Consider the following 15,899-nt stretch of genomic DNA (forward strand, 5'->3'; position numbering starts at 1 on the left):
CCGGCCACCCCACCCGCCCCGTTCAGAGCCCGGCGAGACGAAAACGCTCCGCCAAGGGCAACAGCACCGGGTACTGGGCGAACTCACGCAGCGACATGGTCGCGGTCTCCTCCCAAGGAAGACGTCGCCTCCAGCGGGTGGCCAAACACAGGTCGAGGGCCTGGTCCACCTCGCGCCACCGCTCGGGCACCGTCTTGCCGGGGAGGCGATACCCCACGAGCGCGGCGGAGAAGGCGTCCAGGAACGAGTGGATCCGGGATCGGTCGGCGCGGACCACACCGGCGTCCGGACGCAACGAGGTGTCGGCCGCACGAGCACCCCGGTCCACCAGGTACAGCTCGGGCTCGAGGTGGACACTACCCATCCCCAACGCCTTTCCCATGCCGACCTTGTGGGCGTGCTCGGGATCGTCGACCTCGCCCCCGCTCACGGGATTGTCCAGCAACAGCGCCCGCATCAGGGCCCCGAGTTCGGCGTCGGTGAGGTTGGTGAAGGTGATCCGGGAGTGCAAGGCCAGACCGTCCCGCAACGGGACGATGTCACGCTGACTGTCCTGGGGTGGCGCGACCCCACCCGGGGGCAAGACCTCCAGGCCCAACTCCTTCTGGGTGAGCGCGTCGTAGGGGTAGGGCCCGATACCGGGACGGTGACGGTGCAGGTAGACCTTGTAACCGCCCAACCGTACGGTCCCTTCGTGCGACCAGGTGACGATGTCGGGCCGGTCCCCCGAGGCGGTGTCCGGCCCCTGGACCAGGTAGTTGGCGAAACAGCCTCGTTGAGGGGACAGCAACCGCACTCGCAGTACCGTTCCGTCGGGGTGGTCGGGGTCGGTGAGGTCGGCGTCGGTGTCCTGGGCCACGGCGTTACCGAAGAAGACGCGGCCCTTGAGGGCCCCTGCCTCCCCGGCGAACACGTCGGTGTCGCCGAACATCGCGCGACACGCGTCCACGGCCCGTCCCGCTCGGGCCGCTCGGTCGGGATCGCCGTGTTGGGGACCCAGGACCGGGCCGGGAACGGCCCTGCGGACGGGGCTGTCGTCGCCGACCGCGATGCGGTACCCACCCGAGCGGCCGAAGGACACCACCCGGCCGGTCGAGTCCAGGTCGAACCAGACCGGTTCGAGACCGTGCCGAGGCAGCCCGCCTCCCCTGGCCCCGGCCACCGGAGGCCGGTGCGGGCCCTCCTCTCCCGCCCCCAGGGTGTCGGGGAAGGCCACCCGCTGGTAACGGGTGATCTGTTCGGCGGACTCGAACAGCTCCACCATGTCCTCGGAGATCGTCCGGCGGCCCTCGCGCAGGTCCACCGGACGGGGAAACAGGTAGGCGTTACGGCGCTCCCCCGTGGCCGCCCCGGTCAGCACCAACAAGGCCGGGATCACTCCCCCTCGGTCCGTGCGCACGGCCGGGTGGGCGCGGGCCTCCTTCTCGGTGGGCGCGACGGCGACCACCCGGTCGCGCAGGTGGATCGCGTGCACCCAACGATGCTGCAACCGGCCGTGTTGTTCATGGGCGGTGGGCACGTAGGTGCCGCCGCGCGGTGGGTCGGGGAAGTCCTCGACCCCGAAGTCCCAGGTGGCCACGCTCTCTCGCAGCACCGAGAAGGAGACCTTGAGCGCCCGCCCCGGTTCGGGTTCGAGTGCGCTCCCCGGTACCTCCACCACGTACCAGCGCTCGTCCTGGCGGGAACGGTACAAAAAACCCTGCCTGGTGCGCAGTCCGGCGCGTCGACCACGGTAGTGGTCGTGGCGTCGGGCCATCACGTGACGGGCCCGGGCGGACAGGGAGCTGTCGGGGCGGTCGGGATCCACCCGCACCGGGGCACGGAAGAACAACATGGGTGTGTTGACCGGCCCGCTTTCCCCACCGGTGAGCATGCGTACCGTGTTGCGGATCAGACCGCGCAAGGTGGTTCCGGGGATGGTGGGGAGCGGACGCCCCTCATGTGGCAGGCGGGCGGAACGGATCACTCCGCCCCGCCTTCGGGTCTGTCCCACGAACGTGGGGGTCAGGGTGGTCAGGGTCAGATCGATCCAGCCGGTATGCGTGCCCGGTACGGTGCGCTCGTGCGAACGCAGCAGGGTCGCGGTGTCGTGGTCGGGATGCAGGGACACGGCGGGCAGGGGTGTCTGGGCCAACCGCACCAGACCATAGGGGGCCGTGGCCCGGTAACGGTGTTCGTGTTCGTGTCGGCCCACCCGGGAGGCGACGTGTCGTGGATCCACCCTCAAGGCTCCTCGATCCGGTCTCCGGTGCCCACGTCGAACTCCGGGCCGGTGGGTTTGGTGCCGGTACACATGCCGGTGAGCCGGTGGAAGGCCACCCCGACCGCCCCGGTGGCGGCCTCCGACGCCCAGTACTCGCGAACGGTCAGCCAGGTCCCGGTGCTCTCCAGCGCGGTCCGCCCCGAGCCCGGTAAGGGCCGTGGCCGGCCGGAGAAGTCGGTCCAGGGCACCGGGAGGACCGCCTCGCTCCCCGACAACTCTCGAGTGAGGGACATCGGCACCGCGCCCGGCAGGGTACGGCTGTGTTCGCCGCCGGGCCATCCTTGGAGTAGGAAGGAGCGGTCACGCGGACGCAGCCACCGCGGCAGATCCACGGGGTCGTCCGCGCTGATCCATCCGGCCTCGGCGAACTCCCCGATCCTGATCTGGGCGTGCGCGGCGAAGACCGACACCTCCAGGATCCGCCACCGATCGGTGTCCGGAGCCAAAGGTGGAGCCGACAGGTGGGCGGTGGGCGGGTGGTCCGAACGTCGCCAACGGCCTCCAGGGCAGGCTCCGGTGAGTCGGCCATCACCGAGTTCGGCCAACAACCACTGCGGCCCGGGAGGCTCTTGGCGCCCCGGGGCCGTGTCCAGGAGACGGCAGCGCGCGCCCCGAACGAACACGTCGTCCAGGACCTGGTCGATCTGCTCGGGGGTGAGTCGGTCGACTCGGACCCCCAGCGGATCCGGGGGTCGGTGAGCGTGGCCGTTCACCGGTTCCTCCTCTCGGTGAGGCGGCCGTGCAGTGTCCGCAACCAACCGCGTACCAGGCGGGCCTGCTCCCCTTCCGGGGTTTGCAGCACCGTCATCAGGTCCACGACGCGTCCCGATCCTTCCTCGGCGCCGCCCAGGGTCACCAGGACCGCCCGGGTCGCGGTGAGACGGCCGTTACCGCCGCCGGCGCCCGCCCCGAGGGTGTCCAGGGGAACCGTGGCCAACTCCCGTACCAGCAAGGCGAGCAGTCCGCGCACCGCGTCGTCGGGTTCGGTCACGTCCAGGACGACCTCGGCGGAGCCGCCGCAGTGCAGGTCGGTGGTGAAGAGTCGACCGTCCACGGCGTCACCGAACAGCGCGTCCACGGTCGACCGTGTGGTGGTCAACGCCGAGCCGCCGGTCAAGGCCGGGGTGGCGCGCAACCGGATTCGTGAGGGGGTGGAGGACCTCCTTCCGTTGGCGTCGGCCCCCCACCAGTGTCCGTGCCAGTCTCGCCACCGCTCCGGTGGCCCACCCAGGTGTTCGGCGGCGTCCCGGACCAGGCGACCGCTCACCCGTTTGAACAGGGCGAACAGGGCGGTATCCCCGAGGACGGGGCGGACCCGTACCCGGTCCCCCTCGGGCTCGCAGGCCACGGGACGACGACGGTGGGCCCGGTCCACCTCGGCGAGCCGGTCGGGTTCGGGGACGTCTCCGATCATGAGCAGGCCGGGACGCAGCCCTCGCGCCGCCGGGTCCGGCCCTTGGGAGAGGGGACCCGCCCGTTCGGCCACGTGCAATTCCATCCGCAATTCGGCGCGGTGTCGTGGGTCGGGCGTGTCCGCACGGGCTCTGACGTGCGCGGCGGTGGCCGCCCGGCCGTGCTCGCGCAGCCGGATCTCCAAGAGTTCGGGCAACCCCTTGACGGAGGAGGCGTCGGTGAGCGCCTCGGTGGCCCGTCGGCGACGTTCGGCCCAGGTCCGTGCGTGGAAACCGAACCATCCGTCGAGGTCGGTGAGGTCGTGACGACGCGCCGCCCAGTGGGTGGCCCGTACCGCGCCATGGCCGCGACCGGTGCGCCCTCCGATCCGTATTCCGGGCCCTTCCCCCTCCAAGCCGCGAACCGCCAGGAGCAACAGGGTCAACAACCGTTCCTCCACGGCGCGCTCGGGCACCCATAGGCGCAGGTGACAGACGAACGCCGTCCCGGCGGGCAAGACCTCCCACCGCCACATGCGCCCTGGGTGCACGGTTCCGGTGGCGGGGTCGACCCGGGTACCGACCCGTACCGTCACGTTCGTGTCCTCGGGCAACTCGGCGTGGGCGTCGTCCAGGTCCAGGGCACTGGCCACCGGAAGCGGATCGCCCTCGCCGAAGGCGGCGCGCCCGCTCCCGGTGCCGAACAACACGGCGGCGTCCGCGTGATCGGTACGCCCCGTCAGTTCGTGCCGCAGCAAGCCGGCCAGGGTGGTGGCGCGCAGCCGGGGCAGACCACTGCGCGGATCGCGGTCCAAGGACAGGTCCACGTCGCCCTCGGCGGCGTGCCGGGGCGTGGCGCGGGCCGCACCGACGTGGGTGTCGGTGAGCAGACGCAATCGGACCGCGAACTCCCAGATCAGCGCGCACCTTTGGGGTCCGTCCAGGGTGTGGTTCACCGTGGGCCGCCCCGCTCGTGTTCGAGGTCCTCACCCAGCGCACGGGTCGCCTCCGCCATCCAGGAGGAGACCAACAGCAGACAGAGCCGGGACGCGGCGCGGCGTTCCCACTCTTGGGCCGCCTCCGAGAGCCCGCTCGAAGACCCGCTGTTCGGTAGGCCATCGGGACAGGTCAGGTCCACCGCGGCGATCGCACGGGCGTAAGCGGACCCGTGTGCCCCTTCGGGACGGTTGACACCCCACCATCGGACGGCGGCCTCATCACCGGACAGGTCGCTCAGCCATCGGTGGACCGTGATTCGCAGGCCTCGGTGGGTCATGCGGGCGTGTTCCAGGGCCCGCACGGCCCGTTCGCGCAGTACCTTGTGCGCGCCCTCGGCCGGCTCCACCCCGGTCAGGGTCGCGCGCAGGGCGGTCAATGCCTCGTCCGGGGCGCGGTGCGGGTGGGCGACGACCTCGCGCAGCCTTCCCAGGAGGCTGGGGGTGAGCGGCCCCAATGTGGGGGCACAGGCCCGGGCCAGAGCCCGAGCGTGGTCGCGGACCGGTCGCGCGGCGGCGTTCCAGAGCAATGCGTCGTAGAGGAGGGCCACCTGCGGGTCGCGGCTCACCTGTCCTGGGTCGGGCTCTGGCAGCACCTCGCCGTCGGGCAGTGTCACCATCTCCCGCTGCCGGGTCGCTACGGGTTCGGAAGGTGCTGCGAACGGTTCGGGGGTGGGCGGGGGCGGGTCGAGTAGGACGAACTGGCCGTACCCGTCGATCGCCCGTTCGCCCAGCGTGTGCGCCTCCAACTCCCGGACACCGGTGGTGCTCAGGGCCTCCCCCGAGCGCAGGCGCACCACCGATCCCGCCGCCGCGGCCCAACGCTGGGCCATGGGTCCGCGATAACCACGGTGGTAGGCGCCCACGAGCACGGGTTCGACGTGAGCGGCCACCACGTCCACACGGGCATCGGGCCGGCAGCGCTCCCAGAGTTCGCGTACCGCCGGGACCAGGGCGTGCGGGCGATGCTGTCCCTGCGCGCCCACCAACAGCGCGGGTGAGAGCAGTAGCAGGTCCACGGCTTCACCGGCGGCCCGGGAACGGTCGGAGTGGGGCCAGGCGACCCGGTCCGGGGATAGCGGCCGTTCGGGGTCCACCGGTCCTACCTCGACCCCGCCGTGTGCGCGGGTGCCGCCAAAGCCCAGGGTGAGCGTCCCCCGGGCCTCCTCCAGCACCTGGAGAATCCGCTCGGCGAGTTCACGCAGGAAGGTGTGGTCGGGCCCGCGCAGTTGCCATCGCGCCTCGAAGACCTGGCCGGGGTCCAGGCTCGTGGTGTAGAAGGGCATCCCTCGTGGCGGTTCTTCCGAGCGGGAGCGGCCCAGGTAGCGCTCGACGGTGGTACGCACGGCGGCGCGCAGGGAGCGGTCGAGGGTGAGTGGGTCCCGGACCGCCCGGTAGGGCCGGCTCGGGTCGTCGGTGCCTCCGGCGAAGGCGTCCACGAGGGCGTGCCCGTCCTTACCCGGGGAGTACAGGTGAGCGGGTGGCGGGTGGGCGACCACCTGGCCCCCGTCCCAGGCGTGTCGTTCGAGTCGAGGGTGGGCCGGGGCGAAGCGGACGTGTTCGCCGCGCGCCACCCACTCCGTCGACTCCCGTTCCCGCCCGGCCCTGGCCAGCGCCGCGGCCAGCATGCCCCGCTGGGCACGGCCGCTCACCACGGTGGCCGAAACCACGCGCAACGGGTCGAAGGAGGTGCGCACCGCGATCGAGTCGGTGAGGACGTACCTCAGCGGTAGGTAGGCGACGGCGGATGCTACGGGAGGGGTCATGGTCTCCTCCGACCGTTCCTCGTGGGAGCCGCCTCCGGCCCCGATCCGATTCCCGGAGCCCCGGCCAAGCGCAGGGTGGTGGCGTGCGGGTCCGGGTCCTGGGCCGTGGCCAGGCACACGTCCACCCGCCCTCGGCCACGTGTGGCCCTGAGTCCGATCTGGTCGGTGGCCAGGCATGCCATGGCCAGGCACCGCCAGTCCTCGGGCGCGGGTGGAACGGACCAGGCCAGGGGGGCGGTCAGCACCAGCCCCGGCAGCAGGACCCGGTTGGTGCGCAACCGCCCCGGTTCAGGCACCTGGTCGGGTCCGATCTCCACCCCCGACTCCAGGGTGGTGTAGGCATCGGTGATGGCGCGGCGCAGGGTGGAGCGCAAGGGTTCCGCGCGGCCGGCCAGGGCGTGGGCGACGGTGGCCCGAACACGATTCCCGGTGACCGCGTGTCCCAGCCTCAAGATCCGGTCCGCCCCGTGGGAGCGGGCCCGACCGAAGATCCGGTCCGCCGCCTCACTCAGTTCGGGGGCCACGGTCAACGCGTCGACCGCTCCGGCCCGCAGGCGCGCCGCCAGCCGGTGGCGGGGCAGGTGGGGCAGTCCGTGCCCGTCGGTGACCACGTCCGTGTCCGCGCCCGTCCCGTCGGCGCTGGCGCCCACGAACAGAGCCGGTGAGACCAGGCGCACCACGATCCGATTCGGCGTGCTCACCCGACACCACCCCCGGTGGGCACCGTGGTGGGCGCGTCGGTCCACCCCGGGTCCAGGTACAGGTCCATCACCTCGACCGCGTCCAACAGTTCACCGGGGGTCCACTCTGGGGGCAAGGCGACGGGGCGCCCGGTCACCTGGGCCCGGCGGGCCAGTTCGGGGGTGGGGTCGGCTCCCGATTCGAGCAAGGGGACCAGGGAGGAGATCAGCCAGCCGCGCCGGCGGGCGTCACCGTCCAGGAACGATCCGCCCGTGCGCTCGTCCAGGTAACGGTCCAGGAAGCGGGAGAAGTCACCGCCGCTCATCGGTAGGGCGGTGCGCGGAGGATCGGCCCGACGGTCCGCCTCCAAGGCACGAAGGACCCGGTCCACCCCGTCCACGCGTGTCGTCCAGGCCACGGTGTGCTCCTCGGCGGCACCCGGGTCGTGTTCGGCCTTGGCCACCCGGTGTGTCTTGGCCGCTCGACACATCGCCTCGCACAGGTCGTATCCCAGTGACAGGGGTGCGCCGACCGGTTGCACCGCGATCCCGACCCCCACGGTGGGGACGAAGGTGGTGTACTCGTGGCCTTTGGCGCGTACCGTACGCCCACCCGAACCGTGTGCGATCGCCAGGGCCCTATGCAGCGCCATCCGGGGATCGGACGCGTCATCGATCCGCTCCGGGTCGGCGTCGAGCCAACCCAGCGCGTACCGCACCATGCCGAGCGCCAGGCGGGCGTCGCACAAGACCGTGAGATCGTCCCCGGCGACCACGATGGGCCGTATCGGTAACCGGACCGGCCCCGATGGCTCATGATCCAGGGTGATGGGTCCCCCGGCTCCCGTTCCCGGTACGTGCGGAGGGACTCCGGGGTCGACCCTGACCATGGCGGCCACCGCCCGGACCAGGGCACGCGCCAACCCTTGGGTGAGTCCGGCGATCCTGGTGGACAGAGTCCGTTGGGCCAGGGCGCCCGAGCCGGGGAGGGCGGGGTCCCCGGCACGTTCTCGGTACTCGCCCAGAATCGCGCCCAATCCGTTGACGTCCAGGTGCACCACCGCGACCCGGCTGAGGTCCCCGTGGTCACGGCCGAGCCGGTCCACCTCCATGGGCAGGGCCAGTTCGGCCGTTCCCGTCGCGGTGACCGCGTCCGTCAACCAGGCCCGGCCGTGCGCTCGGTGCCATCGACGTCCGATGCCTCGTGCCCGGGCCACGTCGGCGGCCACGCGTTCATGGACGCGGGTGTGGTCGGAGCGGCTGCTGTCGACCGACTCGGCCGGTGCCCCACTGACCGAGCACACCGCGGTGAGGCCGTAGCCGTGGGCGGGGGTGTGCAGCGCCGACATGTGGCGTCGAGCGCGGCGCAGACGCACCGGAAGTTCGTCCAATGCGGTGTCCAGGTCGGGGACGGCGCCTCGCCCTTCCCCTTCCGTCACCGTGAGCGTCTCGGGCCCGTAGGGCACGAACGCCACGACCGGGGTGAGGTCCCCGGCGCGGTCACGCAGCCTGCGGGTGTAGCGGGCGGTGAAGGTCCGGGCGGTCTCCAGGTCGGGCAGGACCATGGTGAGCGCACCACCGGCGTCGCGCAGGACCAGACAGTCCTGGGGCACCAGGTCGGCCACCCCATGGACGGGGTCGGAGGTGTCGGTGAGTTCGGCCACGAGCGCGGCTCGGCCGACCGCGTCCAGGATGCGGCGCCCGCTGTAGACGTAGGACTGAATGCCCCGCAGGTCCACACCGACGAGGACCCCGGCCGGCGGAGGCGGCCCGGCGACTCGTTCTCGGTGGGTGGGGGCGGGGGGCACCGTGACGGACTCCTCCTGTAGGGGTGTCGCGTGCCCCAAGGCGCGGGCACGAGGTGGGCACCGCGAGGGCGACCCGTCCATCTCTCTCGGACAGCGGCCTTTGGTCCGCGTGACGGTACCGACGACACCACGGATACCAGGGGTCACACCGTGTCGTCACCTGGTTGGCCCCATCCGGTCATGCGGGGCCCGGGTGGACCCCCGACGAATGGCCACTGTCCGAGAGAACCCGATGACGGACGTGCTCGTCCCCGCCGTCCCTGGACGCTCAGCGGCGCCCGCCGCGTGCCTCATCCGAGAAAGGCCTCCGATGTCGACGCCCCATCCGCACCCACGCGAACCACTCGGGTCGTCCGAGCGCGAGCGTCCTTCCGCCACCAAGCACACCGGTTCCGTCCTGACACCGTATGACCTTGCGCCGCACCTGCGTGAACTGGCCCGTTCGCTACGTGAACCTCGCCGTGGGCACGGCCGCACCTGGATCGAAGGACCTTCCTGAGGACGAAGGCATCGGCTCCCACCCCGTTCACCGGAGGGGGCCGAACCGACGGCGCCCCGGCGTCCACGGTGGAGGGGCCGGTCCCCGCCCCCGTCCTCGGGCGGGGACCGGCGGTCCGTGGGTCAGTCGAACAGGGTCCCCCCGAACTCCTCCTCCGCCTCGACCACGACGTGGGCACGCGCACCGCCCGCCTGGCGTCGGGCGCGGCGCGGCGGAGGCGCGGCGCCACCGTCGCGGGGTGCCGGGACTTCCATGGCCGGCCTGGAGGCGGTGACCGTGTCCACCCGGACCGCTCCGAATCCCTGGGCGGTGTACTTACCGATACCGGTGAGTTCGAGCAGGTCGAGCAGGACGGCGAAGGTGGCCGAGGGCCGCCCCGCACCGGTCGCGTTCTCCAAGCGCAGGCCACCGAGCCAGCCCAGCACGGCGCGTTTGTCCGTGTGAAGGTGTTCGGTCAGACGCACGTCCTCCCCCGGTAGGTGGGAGCGCCGGATCCGAGCCGACTCGACCAAGGCATCCTCCAACCAGGGGACCGCCAGGGACGGTGGGGCGAAGCGGGCCACCGCGCCCACCGCGCCACTGCCGCCGACGATCCCTCCTCCGGACCGGTGCACCGCGCCGAAGAGCCGCCGCGGGCTGGGCCAGATGTGCGGGACTCGTTCGCCCGTGGTGTCACGGGTGGTGGTCACCACCGGGGTCAGGGCACGCACCTGGGCCGTCTCCACCGGGAAGGGGGTGTACTCGCCGCTGAGCATCTCGGCGTAGGTGCGGTCGAAGGTGCGGGTCACCGAGAGCGGTTCCAGGAGGTGGTCACCGACGCGCTGGGGCACGCCGACCAGGTCCGCCGGGTCCACGGGGGCGGGAACGTCATCGTCCAACCAGGTGAGCGTCCAGTGGTGGAGTCGATTGCCCAGAGGCAGGGGCCAGCCGTTCATGGCCCAGCGCTTGGCCCCGGTGTGTTCCCGTTCGCTCTGGGGCCACCAACGGTTGAGCAGTCCGTGGCAATCCTCGGGACGGATCGGTCGTGCCCGGTCCGCTCGATCCTTCAGGACCACGGTCCACCGTCTGGGCACCGACCCCACCCCTTCCCGTGGTCATGACGACGTTCGTCGCCTCCATGCTCGGTTCACCGGGTACTCCTCTCGGACAGTCCCCGGCGCCGGACCACGCCGCCCCTTCCGTAGACCATCCGGCACGTGTGCGACCCACCCTCGTGGCTCGAAGCGAAGAAAGCCGTTTTCGCCCCTTGCCGCCTCAAAGAACTAAATGTAAGGTAACTTTCCAATACTGGGAGCAACCACATCCGCACCCACGGTCCACATGCCCCCAGGAACCGACTTCCCCGCCACGCCCCTTCGGGCCCTTCCTTCGGAGCACGTCATGCGCACCCTGACCTCCGTGACCGCCGTCCTCTTCACCACGGCGGCGCTCCTTCACTCCCCCGCCGCCGCATCCGCGGCGCCCGACGACCCGATCTCCACCACGGCGACCCTGGTCTGGTCGGACGAGTTCGACGGGCCGGCCGGGGCCGCCCCCGACCCCGCCAACTGGAACCACGAACTCGGCGACCACGGCTGGGGCAACAACGAGCTCCAGAACTACACCGACAGCCGGGCCAACTCCGCTCTGGACGGCAACGGCAATCTGGTCATCACCGCACGCCAAGAGGCCGATGGCTCCTACACATCCGCGCGTATGACCACGCAGAACAAGGTCCAGCCCCAGTACGGCAGGATCGAGGCACGCATCCAGATTCCGCGCGGCCAAGGCATCTGGCCCGCCTTCTGGATGCTGGGGGCGGACTTCCCGCGGACCCCCTGGCCCGATTCGGGCGAGATCGACATCATGGAGAACATCGGCCGCGAACCCCACCTGGTACACGGCAGCCTCCACGGCCCCGGATACCACGGGGGCAACCCCCTGACCGGTTCCTACATGCACCCGCAGGGCTGGTCCTTCGCCGATACCTTCCACGTCTTCGCCGTGGATTGGCGGCCCGGCTCGGTGACCTGGTCGGTCAACGGCGACGCGTACCAGACCTACACCTGGGAGGACACCCGAGGAAACCCCTGGGTGTACGACCAGCCGTTCTTCATGATCCTCAATGTCGCCGTCGGTGGCGACTGGCCGGGTTACCCGGACGCGAGCACACGGTTCCCGCAGCAGATGCGCGTGGACTACGTGCGCGTGTACTCCCTGGACTGACGCCCACAGGGCGACCGAGCGCCACGTGGGGGCGTCCGAAAGGGGCGCCCCCATCCGGCGTCGATCCACTCAGGGACGGAAAGCGGCCGAGGGCCTGTGCCCCTCGGTGGAGGAGGATGTCAAAATGAGCGGGCCCATGACGTTCGAACAGTCGAAGCGGAGGGGACATGCCCCGCCTGAGCCACACCCTGGACCTTGACGCCCTGGACCGGGAGGACCTGCTCCGTTCGATCGACGGGGCGTACCGGATACTGCGTAGTGCCCGTTTCGACGAGCAGGGATACCTGCTCGTCCCCGACGAGGAGGAACTGGAGCGGCTGGAGCGGCGGGCACAGGAGGCCGGCCTGGTCGACCCGGGGGCCCGGCGCGACCACCGGGAGCGTGCGGACGCCGAGGCCGAACGTTTGGTCGAGGAGATCGCGCGCTTGCGCCAGGAGATGGCCCAAGAGCAGGCCGAGCACGGTAGGCCCCGGACCGAGACCCGAAGGGCCGTCGAGGAGCGCTCGGTCGAATTGGACGTGCTGCGTTCCAAGGAGGTCCTGCGTCTACTGCGGGGCGAACACCTGGCTCCGGGCTCCCACTACCTGCTCGGCACGGTGGGAGAGAACGGTGAGCCCGTGTTCGCCGAAGGGGATCAAGGGTGGGTGGGCACCGACCTGACCATCACCTCCTGGGACGAGGAGGGGTTGTGCGCGTTCGACTTCGCGATGCGCGAGGACCCCGAACTGTCGGGCTTCGAGGATCCGGTCACGAGCGGCACCGTGGAGCACGACCGGGCCGCGCGCACCCTGACGGTACATGCCCGGATGCGTTTTCCCGCACCGGTCAGCACCTTGCGCGAGGACTCACCCCTGCTGCGGGTCCAGGTGCGAGCCCGGATCGAGCTGCCCGAGTGGTACGCGGCCCTGTCCGGGGCCCGAGGACAGGACCACCCGGCCGGGTTCGAGGTGGTCCACCCACTGGTACGCGCCACCGGAACGGCCACCCCCTCAGCCGGCGGCGTCGACCGTTGGTCGGTGGCCACCTCCCTGGACGTGCGTGGGCGTGGCCCGGCCCGTCCACTGGTGGCCGCCGCGTCCTGGGCGCTGCTGCGTTCGCTGCGCCGTTCCCAGCAGACGTACGTGCGGGAGTGGGTGGAGGAGGTGGAGCGGACCTGGGCGCGTGTGGCCCGAGGACTGCCCGAACTTCCGGGCCTGTTGGAAGACCTGGCCCAGGCGATGGCCAACGCACGCTCCCCTCGAAGTTGACCCCGCTCGGTCCACCACAAGGTCCCGTCCTCCGCTCCCGGCGAAGCCCTCTCAGTCCCGGTCTGCGCCCCAGCCGGTGAGAGAGCGCACGCGCAACTCGGTGAAACGGGCGTTGTCGCGTTCGGCTGAGAGCAGGGTCCCGATGATCGCGCAGGCGAACCCGACGGGTACGGAGACCAGGGCGGGGTTCTCCATGGGGAAGAGCTGGATGTCGATCCAGGCCGGCAGCACCGACAGGTTCTCTTCGGTGACCGGATGGACCTTGCCCGACATCACCGGGGAGAACGACATCAACACCAGGGTGGCCGACAGGCCGCCGTAGATGCCCCACTCCACACCCCTGGTGTTGAAGCGACGCCAGAACATGGTGAGGACGATGACGGGCAGGTTGGCCGCGGCGGCGATCGCGAAGGCCAGTCCGACCAGGAAGGCCACGTTCAGGTCCTGGGCCTGCACTGCCAGGAAGATGGCCACAGCGCCGATCAGGCAGGCGGAGAAGCGGGCCACGTTCATCTCCTGGGACTCGCGCGGACGCCCCCACATGAGGATGTGACCGAAAAAGTCGTGCGCGATGGAGGACGAGGAGGCCAGGGTCAGGCTGGCGATCACCGCGAGGATGGTGGCCAGGGCCACCGCGGAGATGAGCGCGAGCAGGACGGCGGCGCCCACGGGGCCGGCGGTGAGCCGTCCCACCTCTTCGGCGAGCAGCGGCACGGCCGAGTTGCCTGAGGGATCCAGGGACAAGATGCGTTCCGAACCCACCAGGGCCGCGGCGCCGAAGCCCAGGGCGAGGGTCATCAGGTAGAAGGCGCCGACCATCACGATGGTGCGATTGACCGAGGAACGCGCCGAACGGCCATCGGGAACCGTGTAGAAGCGGATGAGGATGTGCGGCAACGCGACCGTGCCCAGCACCAGGGCCAGGCCGAGGCTGATCAGGTCCATCTTGTTGAAGAAGGTCTGGGCGGCCTCACCGGGCACCTCCACCCCGAAGCGCAACCCGGGTTCGAGAAAGGCCTGCCCGTGACCACTGGCCTGAGCCGCGTCACCGAGCAGGGTACGCGGGTCGAAGGAGAAGTGGGCCAGCATCAAAGCGGTGAGCAGTCCGGTGGCGGTCAGCAGCACCAGGGCCTTGATGATCTGTAGCCAGGTGGCGGCCTTCATGCCGCCGTACATGACGTAGACGATCATCAGCACGCCGACCCCGATGATGGCTCCGGTGCGAGCCTGGTCCGCGCTCATCCCCATGAAGGTGCCCCCGTCGTGCAGCCCCAGCAGGACCGCCACCAGGGCGCCCGCACCGACCATCTGGGCGACCAGGTAGAAGACGCACACGGTGACGGTGGAGACCGTGCAGGCCAAGCGCACTCGCATCCGACGCATGCGGAAGGCCGGCAGGTCGGCCATGGTGAATCGGCCGGTGTTGCGCATCAGTTGGGCCATGGGCAGCACCAAGAGCCAGGCCACCAGGAAGCCGATGGAGTACAGGAAGCCGTCGTAGCCTTGGAGGGCGATCATTCCGGCGATGCCGAGGAAGGACGCGGCGGACAGGTAGTCGCCGGTCAGGGCGAGTCCGTTCTGAGCACTGGAGAACCCACGGCCACCGGCGTAGAAGTCGACGGCACCTTTGGTGGTGCGTCTGGCTCGGAGGGTGATGGCGAGGGTGACCAGGACGAAGAGGGCGCACAGGACGATGGTCCAGACGTGGACGACGCCGAACCGTCCGCCGAGCACGCTGCCCGGATCGAGGGTGTGCATCAGCCGGCCACCTCCGTGTCGACGGCGTTCTCGGCACGCGCGTGCTCACGGAGCTCCTCGGCCAACGGGTCGATGGAGCTCGTAGAGAAACGACAAAAGGCCCAGGCGAGGAGGAAGGAGAACAGGAACTGTCCGATTCCCAGGAGCAGGGCCACGTTGATCGAATCCAAGACCTGAATACTCATGAAGTCACGCGCGTACGCGGAAAGGAGGAGATAGGTCATGTAACCACCGAAGAAAGTCGCGAACAAGAGTCCGCTCTGCAGAGCGAAACGCCGCCTCAGTTCGACGAATCGGGGATCGACCGAGACACGTTCACAGGTGCGCGCTCGATCGGCCTCGGCCCTGGTCCGGGAACGCGCGGACCCGCCGCCGCCGGCTCGCCCGAACTCGTTTTCGGCACGTTTTCGGGACGCGCCCTCCATGTATTCGACCACGTCTCGTCTCCCCCGACGATCATTTTCCGCCCCGGCGGGCGAACGACTACCCGGTCGCCGCTCCCCACGGCTCGCCGGATCCTTTCCGGAGCGCGGCGGCGCCATCCGGACGCACCAGGAACGGGCGCTCATGTGTCGCCGATGCGGGTGGTACGCCGACCTCGTTCCGGTGAGTGATCACAATAACCACCGATCGCGCATCGTGTTCACCAAATGCGCAAATCGACTGACAGCAATAGCCGACCGGAAAAGGATGAAAGGGCATGAAACACCGGTCGGAATTCCCCTGAAAACCTCACCGCGAACAGACGTCGGGCACCGAGAACGTCGGCTCGCGACCGAGTAGAGGAGCAGGTCATCCGGACTCCGGCCAGGCTCGACGGCGCAGCGACCCCTTCGTCTTCGCTAGGCTTCGGGGCGACCCCGCACCCATGACGGAAAACCGGCTCTACACCGGTTCCCGTGTTCGTACAGGTGTATGATCAAGGGGTCCGCACTGTTCACGCGATACCGAAGGGAAAACCCCGCCGTGGTCACCGAGGTCTTCACGCGCAAGTACTGCGATCCCCACGCCGTTCGCGAGGAGAAGGTCGAGGCGACTGAGGTCATCCAGTTCGCCTGGGAAGGCGCCGTCCGTGAGGTCGACGCCTGCGAGGAGTGCCTCAAGGAGCACGAGTCACGCTTCGAGCCCCTGGTCGACTACTCGCGTCCTGTGAAGAAGCGCCGCGCCAAGAAGGCCGCCCCGGCTCCGGCCCCCGCCGAGAAGACCGAGGGCGCCGAGTCCGGCGACGCGCAGTAACACCACCCTCCTCCGCCGCGTGGCGGCGGAGCGACGGCCTCATCGCGTCGA

General features: G+C 70.4%; 12 protein-coding genes. 3 read left to right on the top strand and 9 right to left on the bottom strand.

Going from position 1 to position 15,899, the window contains the following annotated elements; translation table 11 throughout:
- Nucleotides 1-22 precede the first annotated feature (22 nt).
- The 7 genes from D472_RS0120290 to cas6 all read right to left on the bottom strand — a co-directional run bounded on the left by D472_RS0120290 (nucleotide 23) and on the right by cas6 (nucleotide 10,475).
- Entirely contained in the window at nucleotides 23-2,221 is a 2,199-nt protein-coding gene (locus tag D472_RS0120290; RefSeq protein ID WP_017606287.1) for a TIGR03986 family type III CRISPR-associated RAMP protein, read from the bottom strand.
- Nucleotides 2,222-2,223: 2 nt separating this feature from the next.
- On the bottom strand, nucleotides 2,224-2,976 hold the full coding sequence (locus D472_RS0120295) for a hypothetical protein (RefSeq protein ID WP_017606288.1): 753 nt from the start codon (nucleotides 2,974-2,976) through the stop codon (nucleotides 2,224-2,226).
- Complete coding sequence (locus D472_RS0120300; RefSeq protein WP_017606289.1) at nucleotides 2,973-4,610, bottom strand: RAMP superfamily CRISPR-associated protein; 1,638 nt, start codon at nucleotides 4,608-4,610, stop codon at nucleotides 2,973-2,975. Before D472_RS0120300 ends, D472_RS0120295 begins: the two co-directional genes overlap by 4 nt.
- Nucleotides 4,607-6,415 carry a hypothetical protein gene (locus D472_RS0120305; RefSeq protein ID WP_017606290.1) on the bottom strand — a complete coding sequence of 603 codons (1,809 nt, stop codon included), beginning with the start codon at nucleotides 6,413-6,415 and terminating at the stop codon, nucleotides 4,607-4,609. Before D472_RS0120305 ends, D472_RS0120300 begins: the two co-directional genes overlap by 4 nt.
- The gene (locus D472_RS26115; protein ID WP_051046041.1) at nucleotides 6,412-7,116 is read right to left on the bottom strand and encodes a hypothetical protein; all 705 of its coding nucleotides are present in this window, start codon (nucleotides 7,114-7,116) and stop codon (nucleotides 6,412-6,414) included. The genes D472_RS0120305 and D472_RS26115 overlap by 4 nt, the downstream gene beginning before the upstream one ends.
- Nucleotides 7,113-8,903, bottom strand: coding sequence for a hypothetical protein (locus tag D472_RS0120315; RefSeq protein WP_017606292.1), 1,791 nt, complete (start codon nucleotides 8,901-8,903; stop codon nucleotides 7,113-7,115). Before D472_RS0120315 ends, D472_RS26115 begins: the two co-directional genes overlap by 4 nt.
- A 621-nt stretch (nucleotides 8,904-9,524) precedes the next feature.
- Complete coding sequence (gene cas6 / locus D472_RS0120325; RefSeq protein WP_026117903.1) at nucleotides 9,525-10,475, bottom strand: CRISPR system precrRNA processing endoribonuclease RAMP protein Cas6; 951 nt, start codon at nucleotides 10,473-10,475, stop codon at nucleotides 9,525-9,527.
- A gap of 307 nt (nucleotides 10,476-10,782) precedes the next feature.
- On the opposite strand from cas6, the gene D472_RS0120330 reads away from it, so the two are divergent.
- Both D472_RS0120330 and D472_RS0120335 read left to right on the top strand, forming a co-directional pair.
- On the top strand, nucleotides 10,783-11,607 hold the full coding sequence (locus D472_RS0120330; protein ID WP_017606295.1) for a glycoside hydrolase family 16 protein: 825 nt from the start codon (nucleotides 10,783-10,785) through the stop codon (nucleotides 11,605-11,607).
- Between the two features lie 167 nt (nucleotides 11,608-11,774).
- Nucleotides 11,775-12,854, top strand: a complete 1,080-nt coding sequence (locus D472_RS0120335) for a hypothetical protein (RefSeq protein WP_017606296.1) — start codon at nucleotides 11,775-11,777, stop codon at nucleotides 12,852-12,854.
- Nucleotides 12,855-12,905: 51 nt separating this feature from the next.
- Here D472_RS0120335 and D472_RS0120340 read toward each other — a convergent pair whose 3' ends face one another.
- Entirely contained in the window at nucleotides 12,906-14,612 is a 1,707-nt protein-coding gene (locus D472_RS0120340; RefSeq protein WP_017606297.1) for a solute symporter family protein, read from the bottom strand.
- Nucleotides 14,612-15,049, bottom strand: coding sequence for a DUF485 domain-containing protein (locus D472_RS0120345; RefSeq protein ID WP_017606298.1), 438 nt, complete (start codon nucleotides 15,047-15,049; stop codon nucleotides 14,612-14,614). The genes D472_RS0120340 and D472_RS0120345 overlap by 1 nt, the downstream gene beginning before the upstream one ends.
- 529 nt (nucleotides 15,050-15,578) lie before the next feature.
- Here D472_RS0120345 and D472_RS0120350 point away from each other — a divergent pair.
- Nucleotides 15,579-15,848 (top strand): hypothetical protein, encoded by a 270-nt coding sequence (locus D472_RS0120350; RefSeq protein ID WP_026117905.1) that lies wholly within the window; start codon nucleotides 15,579-15,581, stop codon nucleotides 15,846-15,848.
- Nucleotides 15,849-15,899: the final 51 nt, after the last annotated feature.

This window comes from Nocardiopsis alkaliphila YIM 80379, assembly GCF_000341005.1.
Classification (GTDB): domain Bacteria; phylum Actinomycetota; class Actinomycetes; order Streptosporangiales; family Streptosporangiaceae; genus Nocardiopsis; species Nocardiopsis alkaliphila.